This is a genomic window from Streptomyces kurssanovii (assembly GCF_040677245.1).
GTDB classification, from domain to species: domain Bacteria; phylum Actinomycetota; class Actinomycetes; order Streptomycetales; family Streptomycetaceae; genus Streptomyces; species Streptomyces kurssanovii.
Genome location: NZ_JBFAQK010000019.1, coordinates 23,258 through 36,818 on the forward strand (window position 1 = coordinate 23,258; position 13,561 = coordinate 36,818).

At 71.1% G+C, this 13,561-nt stretch carries 12 protein-coding genes; 3 read left to right on the plus strand and 9 right to left on the minus strand.

Translation table 11 applies throughout. The features are described from left to right. Positions 1-58 precede the first annotated feature (58 nt). From AB0K36_RS16030 to AB0K36_RS16040, 3 genes are all read right to left on the minus strand, one after another. Positions 59-760, minus strand: coding sequence for a class F sortase (locus AB0K36_RS16030; protein WP_364593958.1), 702 nt, complete (start codon positions 758-760; stop codon positions 59-61). A gap of 14 nt (positions 761-774) precedes the next feature. Then, positions 775-1,293: a hypothetical protein gene (locus AB0K36_RS16035; protein WP_364593961.1), complete on the minus strand. Its 519-nt coding sequence runs from the start codon at positions 1,291-1,293 to the stop codon at positions 775-777. Positions 1,294-1,490: 197 nt separating this feature from the next. Then, on the minus strand, positions 1,491-1,859 hold the full coding sequence (locus AB0K36_RS16040) for an ArsR/SmtB family transcription factor (protein ID WP_159694553.1): 369 nt from the start codon (positions 1,857-1,859) through the stop codon (positions 1,491-1,493). 124 nt (positions 1,860-1,983) lie between these two features. Here AB0K36_RS16040 and AB0K36_RS16045 point away from each other — a divergent pair, with 124 nt between their 5' ends. Continuing rightward, entirely contained in the window at positions 1,984-3,969 is a 1,986-nt protein-coding gene (locus AB0K36_RS16045) for a heavy metal translocating P-type ATPase (protein ID WP_364593964.1), read from the plus strand. Positions 3,970-4,134: 165 nt separating this feature from the next. Here AB0K36_RS16045 and AB0K36_RS16050 read toward each other — a convergent pair whose 3' ends face one another. From AB0K36_RS16050 to AB0K36_RS16070, 5 genes are all read right to left on the minus strand, one after another. Continuing rightward, a complete protein-coding gene (locus AB0K36_RS16050) occupies positions 4,135-6,162 on the minus strand; it encodes a CocE/NonD family hydrolase (RefSeq protein ID WP_364593967.1) in 2,028 nt (675 codons plus the stop codon). Positions 6,163-6,253: 91 nt separating this feature from the next. After that, positions 6,254-7,561 carry an ATP-grasp domain-containing protein gene (locus AB0K36_RS16055; protein ID WP_364593970.1) on the minus strand — a complete coding sequence of 436 codons (1,308 nt, stop codon included), beginning with the start codon at positions 7,559-7,561 and terminating at the stop codon, positions 6,254-6,256. Between the two features lie 163 nt (positions 7,562-7,724). Next, on the minus strand, positions 7,725-9,275 hold the full coding sequence (locus tag AB0K36_RS16060; RefSeq protein WP_494517677.1) for a DUF4246 domain-containing protein: 1,551 nt from the start codon (positions 9,273-9,275) through the stop codon (positions 7,725-7,727). A 75-nt stretch (positions 9,276-9,350) separates the two neighbouring features. Beyond that, on the minus strand, positions 9,351-10,010 hold the full coding sequence (gene folE, locus AB0K36_RS16065) for a GTP cyclohydrolase I FolE (RefSeq protein ID WP_364593976.1): 660 nt from the start codon (positions 10,008-10,010) through the stop codon (positions 9,351-9,353). Position 10,011: 1 nt separating this feature from the next. Beyond that, positions 10,012-10,152, minus strand: coding sequence for a hypothetical protein (locus AB0K36_RS16070; RefSeq protein WP_364593979.1), 141 nt, complete (start codon positions 10,150-10,152; stop codon positions 10,012-10,014). A 124-nt stretch (positions 10,153-10,276) separates the two neighbouring features. Between AB0K36_RS16070 and AB0K36_RS16075 the strand changes: the two genes are divergently transcribed. Together AB0K36_RS16075 and AB0K36_RS16080 are read left to right on the plus strand one after the other, a co-directional pair. Beyond that, positions 10,277-11,134, plus strand: a complete 858-nt coding sequence (locus AB0K36_RS16075) for a helix-turn-helix transcriptional regulator (RefSeq protein WP_364593982.1) — start codon at positions 10,277-10,279, stop codon at positions 11,132-11,134. After that, entirely contained in the window at positions 11,131-12,381 is a 1,251-nt protein-coding gene (locus AB0K36_RS16080) for an NAD(P)/FAD-dependent oxidoreductase (RefSeq protein ID WP_364593985.1), read from the plus strand. The genes AB0K36_RS16075 and AB0K36_RS16080 overlap by 4 nt, the downstream gene beginning before the upstream one ends. Positions 12,382-12,470: 89 nt before the next feature. Here AB0K36_RS16080 and AB0K36_RS16085 read toward each other — a convergent pair whose 3' ends face one another. After that, a complete protein-coding gene (locus tag AB0K36_RS16085) occupies positions 12,471-13,544 on the minus strand; it encodes an acyl-CoA dehydrogenase family protein (RefSeq protein ID WP_364593988.1) in 1,074 nt (357 codons plus the stop codon). Positions 13,545-13,561 lie beyond the last annotated feature (17 nt).

Sequence of the window (13,561 nt, forward strand, 5' to 3'; positions counted from 1 at the left end):
GCCCGCGGCGGGCGTCACCGACCGCGACGGTCCGGCACGGCCCGTTCCGGACGGCGGGTCAGCGAACCGCCACCAGCCGCCCGAAGACGACCACGTTCCCCTCGTAACCGCCGCCCTGCGTGTACCTTCCGCCGCAGGTGAGCAGCCGGATCTCCGCCTCCGCCGTGTCCGCGTACACCTCCTCGGCAGGGAAGTCCCGCAGGTCGAAGACCTCGACCGCGTACACCGCGAACTCCGCTGTGCGCCCGTCCTCGCGCAGCACCTCCACCCGCGTACCGCGCGTCAGCGAGCCGACCGGATAGAAGACGGCCGGTCCTGCCTCGTCGTCGACATGGCCGACGAGGACCGAGGTGCCGCGCTCCCCGGGCGTCGCAGCGCCGGAGTACCAGCCGACCAGGTCGTCCCGCGTGGCCGGCGGCACGCTCACCCAGCCGTTCCCGTCGAGCCCGACGGGTGTCAGGGGCGCGTCGATGCCTGCCGCGGGTACGGAGACACGGCGCGGCGCTGAGCGCGGCAGCGGCTCCGGAGCGGGTGGCAGCGCCGCCGAGGCGTGCCGCGCCGCGGACGCGGCGGACGCGGCCGGCTCAGGGGACCCGCGGGACCCGGCCGGCCCGAGGGGCACGGCGGAAGCGGCCGACGAGGACGGCTGGGGCGGACCGCCGTACGGCCCGCCGGTGCCGTTGCCCACGAGGAACACGCCGAACAGCAGGACACACAGGAGCGTGCACCAGGGACCGCGCTTCGACGGCGGCGGCGACATGGGCTGCGTCCCCTTCAGGCGCCCTCGCCCGAACGGCGCCGCAGGAGGTACACGCCCCCGCCGAGCGCGCAGGCGACAAGTGTCCAGCCGGCGACCGACCTTGCGGGACCCGGGTCGGTGAAACTGCCGCCGCTCCCGGCGTGGGCCCCGCCGCCCGGCTTCACCGTCCCGGGCCGGTGGGTACCACCGGAGCCCGCCGCGATGGTGAGCGGGGCATGACCCTTCTCGCCCTTGCAGTCGAAGGTCACCTCGTACTCCGCGCCCGGCTCGGCGTCCTTGTCGACCTTCGCCGTGGCGGGGCGCCCGTCGTGGACGGTGACCGTGTCGAAGACCTCCGACGACATGGTGACCTTCTTGGCCGGGCAATCGGTGGCGGCGAGGGTGACCGTGCCGCCCGGCTCGACGGTCGAGGGGGAGACGGAGAACGCGAACGAGGTGACGCCGCCGCCCTCCTCCGCGTGGGCCGCCGCGACGGGGGTGAGGAGCGCGACGGCACCGGCGAGGGGCAGGAACGCGAGCGGTATGGCGCGCATGGTCGGTTCTCCGGGTTCCCGAGGGCAGTCGCGCGGAGGTTCCGCGGATGTCGGGACGTGCACCTCGACGGGAACGACGCTAGGAGCGGCCCTGTGGCCCTGCCACTTCAAGGGGGCCGATGGGCCGGACCGCCGTCCCGGCCGTGAACGGGCGCAGAGCGTGTGGCGCCTCGCGTGGCGACGGCTTGCCGCGCCGCCTACTCGCTGTCGGCCGGCTCCGGCACGTCACGGGTGCCCAGCCGAAGGTGCTCGATGTGGTAGACGGCCTCGTCGAGCAGCTGGGCGACGTGGTTGTCGTAGAGGCTGTACTCGATCCGCCGCCCCTGACGGGTGCCAGAGACCAGGCTGAGCGCCCGCAGCAGCCGTAGCTGATGGGAGACGGCGGACTGCTCCATCTCGACCGCCTCGGCGAGCTCGGTCACTCCGCACGGACCTTGGCGCAGTCGCGTGAGGATCATGAGGCGGGAAGGCGTCGCGAGGGCCTGCAGGGTGGCGGCGATGGTCGCCGCGGAGTCCGCGTCCAGATGTGCGGCCGGGGTGGTCCCGCCGCTGACTCCGTGTCCCATGGTGCACATCGTAACCGCGCGGAGAAAGCAATGGATGAAGACCTCTTCATGTGTTCCGCTATGGTGGTCGGGTTCCGCCCGCCCCCACCCCGTGCCCGGAACCCGAAGAAGAGGTGTGCTCCCGATGGTTCCTCCGACGTCGCCGACGTCCCCGACCGCCACGCCGGTGCGTGACGCCACCACCGCGCGGCCCGCAGCGACGCCCGGGGCGGCACCGGACCGACGGCGCACCCGGCTGTTCGCGCTCCCCGAGGTCCGCTGGGCGGCGCTGTCCGCCGTCGCGTTCCTGTGCGCCCTGCCGCTCGACCTCGGCGGCGCACCGGCCTGGGCCTGGGGCCCGCTCTACGCCCTCTGCTACGCGGCCGGCGGCTGGGAGCCCGGTCTGGAAGGGCTACGGGCCCTGCGCGAGAAGACCCTCGACGTCGACCTGCTGATGGTCGTGGCCGCCGTCGGGGCCGCGGCCATCGGGCAGTTCCTCGACGGCGGGCTGCTGATCGTCATCTTCGCCGTGTCGGGCGCGCTGGAGGCGCTCGCCACCCGCCGCACCGCCGACTCGGTCAGCGGCCTGCTCGACCTCGCCCCGGCACAGGCCCTGCGCCTGTCGGACGGCGCGGAGGAGATCGTCCCCGTCTCCGCCCTGCGGGTGGGGGACACCGTTCTGGTGCGGCCCGGAGAGCGTCTGCCCGCCGACGGGACCGTGCTCGAGGGCGCCAGCGAGGTCGACCAGGCGACGATCACCGGCGAACCGCTCCCCGTCGACCGCTTCGCCGGCCACACCGTCTTCGCCGGCACCCTCAACGGCACCGGTTCGCTGCGCGTCCGCGTCGACGCGGACGCGGCCGGGTCCGTGATCGCCCGGATCGTGGCGATGGTCGAGGAGGCCAGTGCCACCAAGGCGCCCACCCAGCTGTTCATCGAGAAGATCGAACAGCGGTACTCCACAGGGGTCGTGGTCGCCACCCTCGCGCTGCTGGCCGTGCCGCTCGCCTTCGGCGCCGACTTCACCAGCACGCTGCTGCGGGCCATGACGTTCATGATCGTCGCTTCGCCCTGCGCCGTCGTGCTGGCCACCATGCCCCCGCTGCTGTCCGCGATCGCCAACGCCGGACGCCACGGAGTCCTCGTCAAATCGGCCGTGGCCATGGAGTCGTTGGCCTCCGTCACCCGCGTCGCGCTCGACAAGACCGGCACGCTCACCGAAGGGGCGCCACGCGTCGCGGAGGTACGTCTGCTGACCGCCGGCGGCCTCGACGAGGACACGGTGCTGACACTCGCGGCGGCGGCCGAACACCACAGCGAGCACCCGCTCGGCCGTGCCGTGGTCACGGCGGCACGCGAACGCGGCCTGCGGCTCCCGGAGGCGCGGCAGTTCGAGTCGGCTCCGGGGCGCGGCGTTTCCGCGCACGTCTCCGGCCGTGCGGTGCGCGTCGGCAGCCCCGCCGCCCTGCTCACCGGCGACAGCGCGGAGGCCACGGCGACGGAGGCCGACGGCCGGACGGCCGTCGTGGTGGAGGTGGACGGGGAACCCGTCGCCGTGCTGGCCGTCGAGGACCGGCTCAGGCACGGCGCCCCGGAGGCCGTCGCGGCCCTCACCCGTCTCACCGGCGCGGGACCCACACTGCTCACGGGCGACAACCCGCGGGCTGCGGCCCGGGTGGCGGGTGAGGTCGGCATCACCGACGTACGGGCCGCGCTGCTGCCGCAGGACAAGGTCGCGGCGGTACAGGAGTGGGAACGGGCGGGCGACAGGGTGCTCGTCGTCGGTGACGGCGTCAACGACGCGCCCGCGCTGGCCGCCGCGACCGCGGGTGTCGCGATGGGCCGGGCGGGCTCCGACCTGGCCCTGGAGAGCGCGGACGCCGTGGTGGTGCGCGACGAGGCGGCCGCGGTTCCCGCCGTCGTGGCGCTGTCGCGGCGTGCCCGCCGGCTCGTCGTACAGAACCTTGTGATCGCGTCCGTGTGCATCGGCGTGCTGGTGGTCTGGGACCTGGCCTGGCACCTGCCGTTGCCGCTCGGGGTCGCCGGCCACGAGGGCTCCACCGTGCTGGTGGGTCTCAACGGCCTGCGGCTCCTGCGCGAGGCGGCGTGGCGGCGGGCGGCGCAGGCCTGACGGTGGCGACGGGGGGTGGGACGGGCGGGCGCCTGGGCGAGCGCTCTCCCGCGGGCCGCCCCCGGCCCGTCGCCGATGCCCGTCCCGACCCCGGCCCGTCGCCGATGCCCGTCCCGCCCCCGGCCCGCCGCGGCCCCACCAGAGGTGTTCCCTCGCCCGGTTCCCTCACAGGTGGTCGCGGGGCAGTGTCTCGTTCCACGTACGGGAGAAGACCCGGCGGTCGTTCTCGAAGCCGTCCAGGGTGGCGTCGATGAAGAACTCGGTCTCGCTCGACGTCAGTTCGGTGCGGGTCTCCACGCGTACGTCCCAGTCGTCCCGGCGGAAGCGCATGGTCCAGGCGCTTTCCCCGCCGACCGACGTGAAGTCGTCGGCGACCGCGCTGTACTTCTCGTACGCCCGCAGGCCCACGTCGAGGCCGATGTCGTCGTAGCGCACCATGCCGCGGTCCTTGACGATCTCGAGCGCCGACCGGTAGCCGACCAGATCCCGGGTGACCTCCCAGCGCTGCTCGGGGGGTGTCAGCCGGGTGGTGGTGAGGGGGGCCGTGCCCTCGGGCTCGCCGAACGGACGCGTGGACAGGCCGTCGGGCGCGTCGTCCGGTCGCAGCGGCAGCGTCAGGCTGCTGGTGCCTTCGTACACGCTCAGCAGCACCGGTCGGGGCGGTGCCCAGGCGAGCGGCCAGTAGGAGGTGGACAGCGACAGCCGGATGCGGTGACCGGGCGGGAAGGCCTGGGCGACGCCGTTGAGTTGGACGGTGGCGCGGTAGCGGGCGCCGGGTTCCAGCGGCTCCGGCACGCCCGTACCCTCGCGATGCGTGAGGTTGAGCAGGCCGTAGGTGACGCGGGTGGCGCTGCCGTCAGGGGCCACGTCCGACAGTCGCGCGGCGACCATGGCGACCGGTTCGCTGACCGACAGGTCCAGTTCGACGGTGGGAGAGCCGAGGATCTCGACGCGCTCGGTGAGCGCGTCGGTCTCGAAGACCAGTGAGCCGCCGTCCTCCTCCCGCTGGTCGTAGGGAAGATCCGGCGGGGCGTTGTACGAGGCCCACTTGCCGGCGAACTGCCCGACGGACAGCGGCGACTGCACGGTCAGGGCGTCCTTGCCCGACGCGGCCTCACCGGGGGCGCCGATGCGGTGCCGGCTGAGGGGATGGGCGGTCGGCCGGACGTGCGGAGAGGGCCAGGCGGGTTCGCCCACCCAGCGGCCGGGCCGGGACTCGTAAGAGGTGGAGGGCGGCACGCTGTCCTGCATCCAGGCCCGGAGCATCGGCCCGTCCATGACCCCGTTGTCGACGCCCTTGAGCCAGTGGTCCCACCAGGCGACGACCTCTTGCAGATAGCCGATGGCAGGGCCCGGCTCGCCGAGGTGAGGGTACTTGTGCGACCACGGACCGATCAGACCCTTGCGCGGCACGTCCAGGTTCGCCAGCAGACGCGTCACCGCGTTGGAATAGCCGTCCGCCCAGCCGCTGGAGGCCAGGACGGGGCAGCGTACCGCCTGGTAGTCCTCGCAGACCGAGGCGTGCCGCCAGTACGCGTCGCGGCGCTGGTGGCGCAGCCACTCCAGCGCCCACGGGCGGGTGTTCTCCAGGCGCTCCTGCCACATCTCGCGCCAGCGCTCGCCGACGACGGCGGGGTCCGGCGGGCAGGTGGCGTAGGCGAACATCGTGCCGGCTTCCGCCAGGTTGTCCGACAGCAGCGCACCACCCATGTAGTGCATGTCGTCCGCGTACCGGTCGTCGGTGAAGGACGCGATGACGACGGCGCGCAGGCTCGGCGGCCGGCGGGCGGCGACCTGGAGCGCTGCGAACGCGCCCCAGGAGATGCCCATCATGCCGGTGCTCCCGTCGCACCAGGGCTGCTCCGACAGCCACGCGAGGATCTCCTCGGCGTCGCTCTGTTCCCGTTCCAGGTACTCGTCCGCCAGGACCCCTTCGGACTCGCCGGTGCCCCGCAGGTCGACACGGACGCAGGCGTAGCCGTGACCGGCGATGTAGGGGTGATGGACGGAGTCGCGCACCGAGGACAGGTCGCGCTTGCGGTACGGGATGTACTCCAGCACGGCCGGCACCGGTTCCGCGTCGGAGGAGACGGGACGCCAGATCCGGGCCGACAGACGGACGCCGTCGGACATGGGGACGGCGACGTGTTCCTCTTCCGTTGTCGCGTAGGGCAGGTTGCTCACATAACGCATACGGCCGGCCCTCTCCCTCCTCATTTCGGCTCGGCTGGGCGGCTGCCCAGGATCCTTTCCGGCACACCCGTCCGGCCGGACCGGACGTGGCTCAGGAGTTCTCCCCGTCGTCGCCGTCGGACGCGGCACGGTCGAACGTGAGGTTCAAGGCGGCCACGCAGCGGTCGTACTTGTCGCGCAGCTCTTCTTCGCTGTCGCCGCCGGTGAAGATGTGGGCCAGTTCGAAGCTGTAGCTGTCCTGCTCGTGCATCCGCGACAGCTGCTGCCCCTCCTCGGGCACCATGTCGATCCGCACGCCCGGGATCTCCCGCTCGATGCGCCTCAGGTCCGCATCCGAGGGCACGTCGTGCACGACACCGTCGGCGAACCACCGGTAGTACCACTTGGCCGCCGTCTTGTAGCGGCCTGCGCCGTCGGGCAGCTCAGGGTTCTTGCCGAGGGCGAGGCTGAGCATGCAGTGGTGGTTGGGCACGCCGTCGACGTACTCGAACAGTTCGGCGTGCGACTGGGAGTGCCGGGGATTGATCTCCAGCAGGTTGATCGCGTCGGTGCGCGGGTCGTAGAAGTACTCGATGCTGAACGTCGCCGCGTCCATCCCTATCTGCCGTATCACGCGCTCGGAGATCTCGTGCAGACGCCGCACGACGGGCTCGGGGAGCGTGGAGGGGTACTGGTGGCGCAGGAAGGACGAGCTGTCGGGATAGTTGATGGAGTCCAGTGCGCCGTAGACGGTGACCTCGCCGCGGTGGACGTAGCCCTCGACCGCGACCTGGATGCCGGCGAGCGCTTCCTCGGCCAGACACACCTGGCCTCCGACGCCCTGCATCTCCGGGGGGAGGTCCAGCCGGTCGAGGATGTACTGGAACGGGCGGCCGACGCGTGCGACGCCCTCGCGGATCTCGTCCACCGCCGCGCGGAACTCCTCCTCGTTCTTCACGCCGAAGGCGAGCTCCGACGAGTACGACAGGGCGGGCTTGAGCCACATGGGGAAACGGACACCCTCGGGCGGGCGCGGATCCCGTGCCTCCAGATCGACCGTGCCGAAGCGGGGATGCGCGTCCACGACCTTCTGCTGCTCCAGCCGGCTCCAGTACTTGTGCTCGCACTTGACGACCGACTCCAGAGAGGTGCTGCGCGTGCCGTAGCGCTCGCTCAGGATCGGCACGAGCGTGCTCACGGGAAAGTCCCAGTACCCGACGACGGCGTCGATGCTTCCGTCGAACGCGTCCAGCACTCCCTCTGCCTTCTCCAGCAGCGCGGGCACGGACACCTCGCCGACCTGCAGTTCCCGCGTGCTCAGGAGCGGGTGGAAGCGGTACTCGTCGGCGTCGGGCACGCTGTGCAAGGTGTCCAGGTTGGCGTCGTCGAGGCCGATCACGAAAATGTTCTTCTCGGGCACTGATTCTCCTCGGGTCGGGCGTGGCCGCTGCACATCGGGGATGCCGCCCGGCTACCCGGCCGCCCCGCGCGACATGCCCCACGTATCCGCACCCGACCCGGCCGCGCGTCAGGCGGCCGGGCCGCACCGCACGCCTCCCGTGGTTCCTATCCAGGAAGGCGGTTCAGTGCTCGCAGAGGGAGAATTCTCGTTCGTAGATCTGCTCGTTGTGTTCGTCGACGAAGAACTTGCGTTCCCGCATGAGTTGTTCGCGGTAGGTCCTGGCCTGTTCAAGCGTCATGGTCGAGGTGTCGGACCATGGTTGCTGCGGTGGCACATCGGAGGTCGAGACGATCCTTTCCGACGGGTCGACCAGGAAGAACGCGAGAATTTTGCGATGTCCCGGGCGGGTGGGGTCCGTGAGGCGGAACGAGCCGACGCGGTGTTGCAGGACGTTCGGGAACGCCAGGCAGCGGCCCGCTGGGGTCGATGTCGATCCCAGGACCTGATTCAGTGCGTCTTCGTCCTCCAGGCCGTAGACCTCACGCAGGCCGTTGTCGTCGTTCTGTTCGTAGCGGGGGTAGTCGAGTGCCGCCCGGAAACTCAAGCTGCTCTCGGTGATGTTCTCGCTCTCCCAGTAGTAGATGCCGGTCGAGACGATCCGCTCGTTCATCATCCCCTCGACATGCCAGGCACCGCCGGGGTACTCGGGCTTGTCCGGCGTGAGATGAATGGTGGCGAGCTTGACGATGACCTGGAGACGGCGGCCGCGCAGGTCGACCCGGTCGGAATCACCGGGCACCTCGGGCGGGGTGAAGTCCGGGGCGTCCGGAACGACCGGACGGCGGTTCTCCCACCAGTCCTCATGGGCCTCTTCCCATGCACTGAGGGCTTCTTCGTAGGCCTCCTCATCGCTGTAGGAGGATTCGTCCGGATACTCCGGCTCCGAGTCGTACCACCCGTAGGGATCGGCCTGGATCCGCAGGGGTCGCGGACGGCGCAGATCGGTGAGCACGTTCTCCAGCATCGGGCGGAAGCACGCGAACACGTCCGGCAGTACGGAGGCCAGTTCGCGATGAGTCTCGGGGTGGACGTTGTTGACGTACGAACGGAAGGCGACATCGCCGTCGTCACTGACGTCGACGTCCGTGGGCAGCCACTGGAATCTCTCCGAGAATTCGTACTTCGAGTAGCGGTCCGCCGGGTTCTGCCACGTCTGCTCGGGCGCACCGCTCACCTCTCTCACCAGGCAGAACAGTGAGGGATGGACCAGATCCAGTACCTGGCCGTCGGATCCGGGATGCCAGTCCTGTTCTGCTTCCGGGACCTGTTCCAGCACCCGAACCGCCTCGCGCAGCCGGGATCCGAGCTTGTCGTCGACCAGTGTGTCCGACTGCCACACCCCGTCGACGGCGGACACCTCGATGCCGGTACGTCCGTCCCGCAGCGCGGCGTAATGCCGAAGTTCGGCAAGCACGTAACGCACCTGCGCCTCGGTGAGGCCCTGGGCGATCGCTTCCTGCGTCCACCTGGCGACGATGTCGGCATCGTTCATCTTGTCGAACCATCCCGGCTTCGCCCGAATGTGTGAGCTGCACTGCATCATCTGAAGTTCCCGCAGCGTTCGGGGTGCCGCGAACGATATGGAACGAGAAGCACGAAAGGGCAGCGGGAAAGCAGACAGGCCGGTCAATTCTCTTGGTCCTCTTGGTCGGTGTGCGGTGGCCGGAAGGATACTTCAGCAGTCCGACACCGCAGCCGTGGTCCCTGTCGTCGCCGCACCGCCCCTTCCGGCGCCGCTGAGCCGTGGTCAGTGCGGCAGACCGGTCAGGGCCAGGAACTCGCTGCGGGATCGCGCATCGCTGCGCAGCAGCCCGAGGAGCGTGGAGGTCATCGTCGTGGCCCCGGTGGCCTGGACGCCGCGCAGCGTCATGCAGGTGTGTTCGGCCTGGATGACGACGCCGACGCCTTTCGGCTCCAGGTGGGTCCGGAGCCAGTCGGCGACCTGCTTGGTGAGCCGCTCCTGCACCTGGGGACGGCAGGCGAAGTGCTCCAGGACCCGAGCGAGTTTGGACAGGCCGAGGATCCGCTGCCCGGGCAGGTAGCCGATGTGTGCCGTACCGACGAACGGCAGAAGATGATGCTCACAGACGCTGCGGAGCGGGATGCTCCGGGCGAGGACCAGTTCGTCGTAGCCCTCGTCGTTCGGGAACGTCGTCAGGTCGAACGGGCGAGGGGTGAACAGCTCGGCGTAGGCGCGGGCCATGCGGCCCGGGGTGCCGCGCAGGCTCTCCGAACCGGTGTCGATACCCAGCGCCTGAAGGAACTGCCCCGCTGCGAGTTCGGCGGCCGTCAGGTCCACCCCTTCCCCGTCGTGGACAACGCGCAGGGCGACCGGCGCCGCGACCGGTTCGGGGGAGGGGGACGGGCCGGGGGCTATGTGCACGGTGGAGCGGAGGTCCTGGGTCATGTCACTCACCCGTCCCGGGAGCACTGCCCGCCCGCGCACCGGCCGGCGCGGTGACCACCACCGGATCGAACGGGTGCCCGTACGAGTCCGCGAGAGCGGCGCTGACCGGCTGTTTCGCCTGCTTGTGCAGTTCCAGGGGCATGATGGCTCCTCCTCCAGAGTTTCACCAATCAGTATTGGACTTATTCCGGAAGCTGGTCAAGAACCCAGGGAAAACACCACGTCTCTTCGGTTCCGCCAGCATCGATTGGAGTTATCGTGGAGGTATGACCTCAGGACCGACTCCGGCTTCGTCCCGTCCACGCCCCACGGCGGGAGTGGAAGCGGTCTCGGTGCTCGCGGACGAGGTGCGCCGCACCCTTTACCAGTTCACCCGGCGCGCGCACCGGCCTGTGACGCGGGAGGAGGCGGCCTCGCAGGCCGGCATCTCCGCCAAGCTGGCCGCCTTCCACCTGGACAAGCTCGTCGCGGCCGGGCTGCTGGACTCCCACTACGACAGTCCGGGAGGCGCCCGCAGGGTCGGCCGCAGGCCCAAGGTGTACGAGCCGGCCGGGACCGACATCCGCATCAGCATCCCCGAACGCCGTACCGACGTTCTCGCGGAGATCCTCGTCGACGCGGTCCTCGAACAGGGACAGGGTGAAGACGCGCAGTCCGCCGCGCTGCGCACGGCCCGGCGGCGGGGTGAAGAGCTCGGAGCCGCGACACGCTCCGACAGCCGTCCCGGACGCCTCGGCCCTGAGCGGTCCATCACCCTGACGGCGTCCGTCCTGGAGGAGTTCGGATTCGAACCGGCGCGTCAGGCCCCTGACGAACTGCGGCTGCTCAATTGCCCCTTCCATCCCCTCGTTGCCCGCTCGCCCCAGCTGGTCTGCGGCATCAACCACGCCTTCCTCGGCGGTTTCCTCACGGGACTCGAGGCCGGCGGCATAGACGCGGTCCTCGCCCCCCACCCGGGACGGTGCTGTGTGGAGTTGCGTGCCGCAGCCGACCACCCCGGAGCATCCGGCTCCCGCGACGGCACCTGTGCGAAGGAGACGGGCGCCCAGCAGTCCGCGTCCGATGACGGCACCACGCCACCGTCGGCCGGCGGGCCGGCCGACGCAGCAGAGGAGAGAACATGACCGCGAACACGGCATTCGTGATCGTCGGAGCCGGCCTGGCCGGTGCGAAGGCAGCGCAGACCCTACGGGAAGAGGGCTTCGACGGCCCCGTGGTGCTGCTCGGAGAGGAAAGCGAATACCCGTACGAACGCCCGCCGTTGTCCAAGGGCTATCTGCTGGGCAAGGAGGAGCGTGACACGGTCTACGTCCACCCTCCCGAGTGGTATGCCGAGCACGACGTCGACCTGCGCCTGGGCACCGCCGCCACCGCGATCGACCCGGCCGGACGGGAGGTGACGCTCGCTGACGGCAGCCGCATCGGCTACGAGAGGCTGCTCCTGACCACCGGCTCCTCACCGCGCCGCCTCACCGTGCCCGGAGCCGAGCTCGACGGCGTCCACTACCTGCGCCGGCTGCCCGACAGCGACCGCATGAAGGAGACCTTCGGGTCGGCATCCCGCGTCGTGGTGATCGGCGCCGGCTGGATCGGGCTGGAGACAACGGCGGCGGCCCGCGCGGCCGGCGTGGAGGTCACCGTACTGGAGCGGGCGGCGCTGCCCCTGCTGCGTGTGCTGGGCCCCGAGGTCTCACGGATCTTCGCCGAGCTGCACGCCGGTCATGGGGTCGACCTGCGCTTCGGCGTCCAGGTCGCCGAGATCACGGGGAACGGCGGCCGGGCGGACGGTGTCCTCCTGACCGACGGCAGCCGTATCGGTGCCGACGCGGTCGTCGTCGGGATCGGCATCACCCCCAACGTCCGGCTTGCCGACGCCGCCGGTCTTCAGGTGGACAACGGCATCGTCGTCGATGCCCACCTGCGTACCTCGGACCCGTACATCTACGCCGCCGGGGACGTCGCCAACGCCTTTCACCCGTTGCTCGGCAAGCACATCCGCGTCGAGCACTGGGCGAACGCCGTCAACCAGCCGCAGGACGCGGCCAAGGCGATGCTCGGCCAGGACGTGGCCTACGACCGTGTTCCGTACTTCTTCACCGACCAGTACGACCTGGGCATGGAGTACACCGGCTACGTCGAACCCGGCGGCTACGACGAGGTCGTCTTCCGCGGCCGGAGGGACACCCGCGAGTTCATCGCGTTCTGGCTCGCGGAGGGCCGGGTACTGGCCGGCATGAACGTCAACGTCTGGGACGTCACCGACCCGATCCGTGCCCTCGTGACCTCCGGGCGCCCGGTCGACGCGACGAGGCTCGCCGACCCCGGCGTCCCGCTGACGGATCTTCTCGACCGCCCGGCCCCGGCTGTGTGATCGTCCCGGAGAAGGTGGCCTGAGCGCCCCGGCACGGACCAGGAGCCGGCCGCGGCGGAGCGTCGACGGACGGGCAGGGGCCGGTCCGGTCAGACCGCGGTCAGTCCGAGCTCCTCGGCGAGCCGGCCCCGGTGCCACGCCGGGGAACCGAACAACTGGGCGGAGCCGTGGGCGCGCTTGAAGAAGCGGTGGGCATCGTGTTCCCAGGTGATGCCGATGCCGCCGTGCAGCTGGATCATCTCGCCCGCCACCGTCGACAACGCCTCCGAGCAGGCGGATTTCGCGACCGCCGCGCAGCGCGTCAGCTCCGATGAGCCGGCGGCTGCCGCGAAGGCCGCGCAGAGGGCGGCCGACCGTGCCGATTCCACCAGCACGTACGCGTCCGCCAGCCGGTGCTTGAGTGCCTGGAAGGAGCCGATCGGCCGGCCGAACTGGATACGCTCCTTGGCGTGGGCCACCGTGAGCTCCAGGCAGCGCTCGGCCGCGCCGGTCTGCTCGGCGGCGAGCGCCGTGCAGGACAGGTCCAGTACGTGCCGCAGGACACGGCCGCCGTCGCCCTCCGCGCCGATGAGCCGCCCTTCGGCCCCCTCGAGCACGATGCGCGCCTGCGCCCGGGTCTGATCCATGGGGACCGCCGCTTCACGCCGCACACCCGCGCCGTCGACGGGCACCTGGAAGAGACAGAGCCCGACCGCCGTTCGGGCCGCCACGAGCAGGACATCGGCCTCGGTCCCGTGGAGGACGAACTCCTTGGCCCCGGTGAGCCGCCAGCCGCCACCCGGGTTCCGGGCGGCGCGGGTCCGGACGGCCGCCGGGCTCCAGGAACCGCGTTCGGCCCACGCAAGGGCCCCCACCGTCCGGCCCTCGGTGAGGTCCGGCAACAGCCGCCCGCAGGCCTCCGCGTCGCCGGAGGCGAGCAGGGCCTGGACCGTGAGCACCGCGGAGCCGAGATAGGGGAGGGGGCTCAGGTTCCGGCCCAACTCCTCCATGACCACGTGCACCTCACGTGCACCGCGGCCGGCGCCGCCGTACTCCTCGGGGACGGAGAGTCCTGCGGCGCCGATCTGTTCGGTCAACGGCGGCCAGGCCGCCGCGCCCTCGTGCCGCGCGAGCGATGCCCGCACGGCGGACCGCAGTTCCTCCAGTTCTTCCGTCGGCCTCACCGCAGACTCCTTTCGAG